This is a genomic window from Streptomyces laculatispora (genome assembly GCF_017353455.1).
In the GTDB taxonomy this organism is placed as follows: Bacteria; Actinomycetota; Actinomycetes; order Streptomycetales; family Streptomycetaceae; genus Streptomyces; species Streptomyces laculatispora.
Genome location: NZ_JAFMPZ010000466.1, coordinates 22453 through 28802 on the forward strand (window position 1 = coordinate 22453; position 6350 = coordinate 28802).

Below are 6350 nucleotides of genomic sequence, written 5' to 3' on the forward strand. Positions count from 1 at the left end.
GGCGTCGTCCCCGCCTGCGCCCGCCGGGGACCCGGACCCGGTGACGGGCCCGGGGCGACCGGTGGCCGATACTGGTCAGCATGGCTTACGACGATCTTCGATCCCTTCTCCGGGCTCTGGAGCGCGAGGGCGAGCTCAAGCGCATCAAGGCCGAGGTCGACCCCTACCTGGAGGTCGGTGAGATCGTCGACCGGGTGAACAAGGCCGGCGGGCCCGCGCTGCTCTTCGAGAACGTCAAGGGCTCCTCGATGCCCCTGGCCATGAACGTGTTCGGCACCGACAAGCGGCTCCTCAAGGCGCTCGGGCTGAAGTCCTACTCCGAGATCAGCGACAAGATCGGCGGACTGCTCAAGCCCGAGCTGCCGCACGGCTTCGTCGGGGTCCGGGAGGCCTTCGGCAAGCTCGGGACGATGGTCCACGTACCGCCCAAGAAGGTGAAGGCCGAGAACGCCCCGGTGCAGGAGGTCGTCCTCACCGGCGACGACGTGGACCTGGACCAGCTGCCCGCGCTGTTCACCTGGCCCAAGGACGGCGGCTCGTTCTTCAATCTGGGCCTCACGCACACCAAGCACCCCGAGACCGGCGTACGGAACCTGGGGCTCTACCGGCTCCAGCGCCACGACCGGCGCACCATCGGGATGCACTGGCAGATCCACAAGGACAGCCGCAACCACTACCAGGTCGCCGCCAGGCGCGGTGAGCGGCTGCCGGTCGCCATCGCCTTCGGGGCGCCGCCCGCGGTGACGTACGCCTCCACCGCGCCGCTGCCCGGGGACATCGACGAGTACCTGTTCGCCGGGTTCATCCAGGGCAAGCGCATCGAGATGGTCGACTGCAAGACCGTCCCGCTCCAGGTCCCGGCCAACGCCGAGGTCGTCATCGAGGGCTGGCTGGAGCCCGGGGAGACGCTGCCCGAGGGGCCGTTCGGCGACCACACCGGCTTCTACACGCCGCAGGAGCCGTTCCCCGCGCTGACCATCGACTGCGTGACGATGCGCAGGCGCCCGCTGATCCAGTCGATCGTGGTGGGCCGGCCGCCGACCGAGGACGGGCCGCTGGGGCGGGCCACCGAGCGGTTCTTCCTGCCGCTGCTCAAGATCATCGTGCCGGACATTGTGGACTACCACCTGCCCGAGTCCGGCGGTTTCCACAACTGCGCCATCGTCTCGATCGACAAGAAGTACCCGAAGCACGCCCAGAAGGTGATGAGCGCCATCTGGGGCGCGCACATGATGTCGCTGACCAAGCTGATCGTCGTGGTGGACTCCGACTGCGACGTCCACGATCTGCACGAGGTGTCCTGGCGGGCGCTCGGCAATACCGACTACGCGCGGGACCTGACCGTCGCCGAGGGGCCCGTCGACCATCTCGACCACGCCTCCTACCAGCAGTTCTGGGGCGGCAAGGCCGGTATCGACGCGACGAAGAAGTGGCCCGAGGAGGGCTACACCCGGGACGGGGGCTGGCCGGACATGGTCGAGTCCGACCCGGACACGGCGGCGAAGGTCGACCGCCGGTGGAAGGAATACGGACTGTGAGCGCCGCCGAAGCGACTCTGGGCTCCGAGCCCGCGCAACCGAACAGCAAGGTCAAGGCGTTCCTGCGGCTCGTGATGATCGAGCACTCGGTCTTCGCGCTGCCCTTCGCGTTCATCGCCGCGCTGACCGCGATGTTCCAGGACGACGAGTCGATCCACTGGGCGACCCTGCTGCTCGTCACCATCGCCATGGTCGGGCTGCGCACCTTCGCGATGGCCGCGAACCGGATCATCGACCGGGAGATCGACGCCCGCAACCCCCGTACCGCCGGCCGTGAGCTGGTGACGGGCGCGGTGTCGGTGCGCTCCGCGTGGACGGGGGCGCTCGTCGCCGTCGTCGTCTTCCTCGGTGCGGCGGCGCTGCTGAACCCGCTCTGTCTGGCGCTCGCGCCGCTCGCGGTGATCCCGATGGTGGTCTATCCGTACGGGAAACGGTTCACGAACTACCCGCACGCGATCCTGGGGATCGCCCAGGCCATGGGGCCGGTCGGTGCCTGGCTGGCGGTGACCGGGAGCTGGTCGTGGGACGCGGTGATCCTGGGGCTGGCCGTCGGTATCTGGATCGGCGGCTTCGACCTGATCTTCGCCTGCCAGGACGTGCAGGCCGACCGGGCCCACGGGGTGCTCTCGGTCCCGGCGCGGTTCGGCATTCCGGGCGCGCTCTGGGGCGCGCGGGTCTGCCACGCGGTGACGACCGGCCTGCTGGTCTGGTTCGGACTGGCCACCGAGGCGGGGCTCTTCTACTGGACCGGCATGGTGATCGTCGCCGTGGCCTTCGTGTACGAGCACCGGGTGGTGCGGCCGCACGATCTGTCGCGGCTGAACCGGGCGTTCTTCTCGGTCAACGGGTTCATCGGAATAGCCCTGTTCGCGTGCGCCCTGCTGGATCTGCTGGTGCGGGGCCTGACGGTCTGAGCGGCCGGGCGCCGCGGCGCAACGCGAACGCGGCCACCGCTCCGCCGATCAGGCCGAAGAGGTGGCCCTGCCAGCTGACGCCCGGATCGGTCGGCAGGACGCCCTGGAGCAGCGAGCCGTACACCGCGGCGATGATCACGCCGACGACCACGTCCAGCGGGCGGCGGTCCACGAAGCCGCGGACCAGCAGATAGCCGAAGAGGCCGAAGACCACGCCCGACGCGCCGAGCGTGACGGTGTTCGCCGGAGCGGTGAGCCAGACGCCGAGGCCGCCGATCACGATCACGGTGAGCACCACGCCGGCGAAGCGGCGCAGACCGCCCAGTGCGGCGATGAAGCCCAGGACCAGCAGCGGGACGCTGTTCGACGCGACGTGCGCCCAGCCGCTGTGCAGAAAGGCGGCGGGCACGATGTCGAGCAGCTCGCCCGGCTCGCGCGGGCTGATGCCGTGGCTGTCCAGACTGTGGCCGGTCGCGAGGTCGATGCCCTCCAGCACCCAGAGCAGCCCGACCCAGCCCAGCATGACCGCGCCCGCCACGAGGGCACGGGCTCCGGTCGTCGTGTGCGTGGCGTTCATGGAACACACCCCCCTTCATCCGTCGGAACGTACGGAGCCCCTGGCTCGGTTCCGGGTGGTGCGTGCCGGATAGGCTCGGTCCTGTGGATTCCGGGATTTCAGTGAGTCAGCAGCAGCGACAGCCTTGGATTGTCGGGGTTTCAGGCGCTTCGGGCACACCATTCGCCGCTGCGGTGCTGCGCGGTCTGCTGGCCGCGGGGGAGAGCGTCGATCTGGTGGTGAGCCGGGCGTCGCGGCTGACCCTGCTGGACGAGACCGGGATCGCGTTCCGTGACGCGCACTGGCAGGAGGACCTGCGCGACTGGCTGGCGCGGGGTGCGGACGGCAAGCCGCGCACCTTCGAGGTGGATGTGTCCGGTGTGCGGCACTGGGCCGCCGGCGATCTGGCCGCCGGGCCGTCCTCGGGGTCGTACCCGGCGAAGGGGATGCTGATCGTCCCGGCCTCCACGGCGTGTGTGGCCGGGGTGGCGCTCGGGCTCTCGAAGGACCTGTTGCAGCGGGCCGCGAGCGTGACGCTCAAGGAGCGGCGGAAGCTGGTCGTCGCGGTGCGCGAGACCCCGCTCAACGGACAGACGCTGAAGCATCTGGTGACCCTGGACGAGGCGGGCGCGGTCGTGCTGCCCGCCTCTCCGGCGTTCTACGCGGGTGCGACGCACATCCAGGATCTGGTGGATTTCGTCGCGGGGCGGGTGCTGGACGCGGCAGGGGTGCCGCACCTGCTGTACCGCCGCTGGGAGGGAGAGCTCGGTGGCGGCTCCCGTGGCTGATCCGGGTGGGGTCAGCGCTTCTTGGCTGCGCGCGGGTTGCGGGTCCGGTCGACCCGGTGGGCAGCGGCGGGCTGGTGGGCACGCGAGCGGTTGGCCAGGTCCTGCAGCTCGCGCATCCGGGCGTAGGCCATCTCGATCGTGTACACGGTGTTTTCACTCCTGAAGATTCGAAAGCATTTTTTGGATGTTCGGAAAGAATTGCAGGCTCTGACGCCTGCATGCCTTAGATTCTACACGTAGATTCGCGAAACTGCTGAATAATGGAAGGTTCAGTCACATGGACGCGGTGGACAGGCAGCTCATCCAGGCCCTCAGGGAGAACGGCAGGGCCTCGTACGCCGAGCTGGGGCGGCTCGTGGGGCTCTCCGGGCCCAGCGTCACCGACCGCATCAACCGGCTGGAGACCGCCGGAGTCATCACCGGCTACCGCGCCACCGTCGACGCGGCCTCCCTCGGACTCGGGGTGACGGCCCTGATCGGCATCTCGCTCTCCGACGCCGCGGACCACGAGGACGTCGCGCACCGGCTGAAGGACCTCGCCGAGATCGAGGACGCCTGGTTCATCGCGGGCGACGACTCCTACATGCTCAAGGTGCGGGTCGGTGACGTGGACGGCCTGGAGAAGACCATCCGCCGGCTCAGCGGCACCAGGGGCGTCTCGCGGACCCGTACCACGATCGTGCTGTCCACCAAGTGGGAGAACCGGGTCGGCGACCTGCCCGAGGAGGGCTGACGGGGAGAGCCGAGGGGGTCACCGGGCCGCGCCGGACGGGGGAGTACGGTGAGCGAAGTCTGTTACGCAGAGAAATGGGAGGCGCCCTAGTGGACGCGGGACTCAAGCGCGAGCTGGAGCAGAAGGTCCGGGCCGGCGAGCGGCTGACCCGCGAGGACGGGATCGCGCTCTACGAGTCCGACGACCTGGCGTGGCTGGGCGGTCTGGCCCATGAGGTGCGTACGCGCAAGAACGGCGACGTCGTCCACTTCAACGTCAACCGTCACCTCAACATGACGAACGTGTGCACCGCGTCGTGCGCGTACTGCTCGTTCCAGCGCAAGCCGGGCGAGAAGGACGCGTACACGATGCGCATCGAGGAGGCCGTCCGCCTCGCGAAGGCGATGGAGGGCGAGAGCCTCACCGAGCTGCACATCGTCAACGGGCTGCACCCCACCCTGCCGTGGCGCTACTACCCGCGTTCGCTGAGCGCGCTGAAGGAAGCGCTGCCCGAGGTCTCCCTCAAGGCGTTCACCGCCACCGAGATCCACCACTTCGAGACCATCTCCGGGCTCTCCGCCTCCGAGATCCTCGACGAGCTGATCGAGGCCGGTCTGGAGTCGCTGACCGGTGGCGGCGCGGAGATCTTCGACTGGGAGGTCCGTCAGCACATCGTCGACCACGCCACCCACTGGGAGGACTGGTCGCGGATCCACCGGCTCGCGCACGAGAAGGGTCTCAAGACCCCGGCGACGATGCTGTACGGGCACATCGAGGAGCCCCGTCACCGCGTCGACCACGTGCTGCGGCTGCGTGAGCTCCAGGACGAGACCGGCGGCTTCCAGGTCTTCATCCCGCTGCGCTACCAGCACGACTTCGTGGACATGAAGGACGGCAAGATCCGCAACAAGCTCCAGGCGCGGACGACGATGGCGACCGGCGCGGAGGCGCTCAAGACCTTCGCGGTCTCCCGGCTGCTCTTCGACAACGTCCCGCACGTCAAGGTCTTCTGGGTGATGCACGGTGTGCAGACCGCCCAGCTCGCGCTCCAGCACGGCGCGGACGACATGGACGGCTCGGTCGTCGAGTACAAGATCACGCACGACGCGGACAACTACGGCACGCCGAACAAGCTCGGCCGTGACGATCTGCTGGACCTGATCCGCGACGCGGGCTTCCGGCCCGTCGAGCGCAACACCCGGTACGAGATCATCCGCGAGTACCCCGGCCCGGACGCGGAGCGGCGCGAGTCGCCGCAGCCCATGCGGGTCTGAACCGGCGCGCGCCCTGGGTGCGCGCAGCGCTGTACGAAAGCTCCGGCCGCCGTCCCGGCCGGAGCTTTCTCGCGTTTCGGACGGGGTTTGAGGGCAGGCTCCGTAATGGTTAATCTGCCTTTATGGCACTTACTTTTGAGCTGGACCCCACCTTCGACAAGTCCCTGCGGGACGGTATCGCCGCGCTCTGGGCCGATGTGTCCAACGCGGGCGGCGCGGTGGGCTTCGTGCCGCCCGTCACGGTCGAGGACGTCCGGCCCGATCTCGTCAAGCACCTCACCGCCATGGCCGAGGAGCGCGCCCGGCTCCTCGTCGGCTACGACGAGGAGGGCGCCGTCGCGGCCACGGCCTTCCTCACCCGCAACACGCACCGGCTGATGGCCCACTGGGTCTGGCTCTACACGGTGATGGTCCACCCCCGCCACCAGGGCCGCGGATACGGGCGCGCCCTGCTGGCCGCGGCCGCCGACGCCGCGCGCACCCTCGGGGGCGTCGAGGCCATCCGGCTCACCTGCCGGGGCGGTACGGGGGCCGACCGGTTCTACGCCTCCTGCGGCTACAAGGAGGT

General features: G+C 69.3%; 8 protein-coding genes. 6 read left to right on the forward strand and 2 right to left on the reverse strand.

Translation table 11 applies throughout. The features are described from left to right. The first annotated feature begins 80 nt into the window (after positions 1-80). Positions 81-1538, forward strand: a complete 1458-nt coding sequence (locus tag J1C73_RS22885; RefSeq protein WP_207318065.1) for a menaquinone biosynthesis decarboxylase — start codon at positions 81-83, stop codon at positions 1536-1538. Further along, a complete protein-coding gene (gene mqnP, locus J1C73_RS22890; protein ID WP_207318066.1) occupies positions 1535-2452 on the forward strand; it encodes a menaquinone biosynthesis prenyltransferase MqnP in 918 nt (305 codons plus the stop codon). Before J1C73_RS22885 ends, mqnP begins: the two co-directional genes overlap by 4 nt. Here mqnP and J1C73_RS22895 read toward each other — a convergent pair. After that, positions 2388-3029 (reverse strand): rhomboid family intramembrane serine protease, encoded by a 642-nt coding sequence (locus J1C73_RS22895; RefSeq protein ID WP_207318067.1) that lies wholly within the window; start codon positions 3027-3029, stop codon positions 2388-2390. The genes mqnP and J1C73_RS22895 overlap by 65 nt on opposite strands. Before the next feature lie 101 nt (positions 3030-3130). On the opposite strand from J1C73_RS22895, the gene J1C73_RS22900 reads away from it, so the two are divergent. Then, a complete protein-coding gene (locus J1C73_RS22900) occupies positions 3131-3796 on the forward strand; it encodes a UbiX family flavin prenyltransferase (protein ID WP_207318068.1) in 666 nt (221 codons plus the stop codon). Positions 3797-3807: 11 nt separating this feature from the next. Here the strand turns inward: J1C73_RS22900 and J1C73_RS35530 are convergent, their stop codons facing one another. Continuing rightward, the gene (locus J1C73_RS35530) at positions 3808-3942 is read right to left on the reverse strand and encodes a hypothetical protein (RefSeq protein ID WP_260146689.1); all 135 of its coding nucleotides are present in this window, start codon (positions 3940-3942) and stop codon (positions 3808-3810) included. Positions 3943-4073: 131 nt separating this feature from the next. Here J1C73_RS35530 and J1C73_RS22905 point away from each other — a divergent pair, with 131 nt between their 5' ends. From J1C73_RS22905 to J1C73_RS22915, 3 genes are all read left to right on the forward strand, one after another. Then, a complete protein-coding gene (locus J1C73_RS22905; protein WP_207318069.1) occupies positions 4074-4529 on the forward strand; it encodes an Lrp/AsnC family transcriptional regulator in 456 nt (151 codons plus the stop codon). An 89-nt stretch (positions 4530-4618) separates the two neighbouring features. After that, positions 4619-5782, forward strand: a complete 1164-nt coding sequence (gene mqnE / locus J1C73_RS22910) for an aminofutalosine synthase MqnE (protein WP_123459951.1) — start codon at positions 4619-4621, stop codon at positions 5780-5782. Between the two features lie 122 nt (positions 5783-5904). Continuing rightward, a partial coding sequence (locus J1C73_RS22915) for a GNAT family N-acetyltransferase (RefSeq protein WP_207318070.1) occupies positions 5905-6350 on the forward strand: 446 nt, incomplete at its 3' end.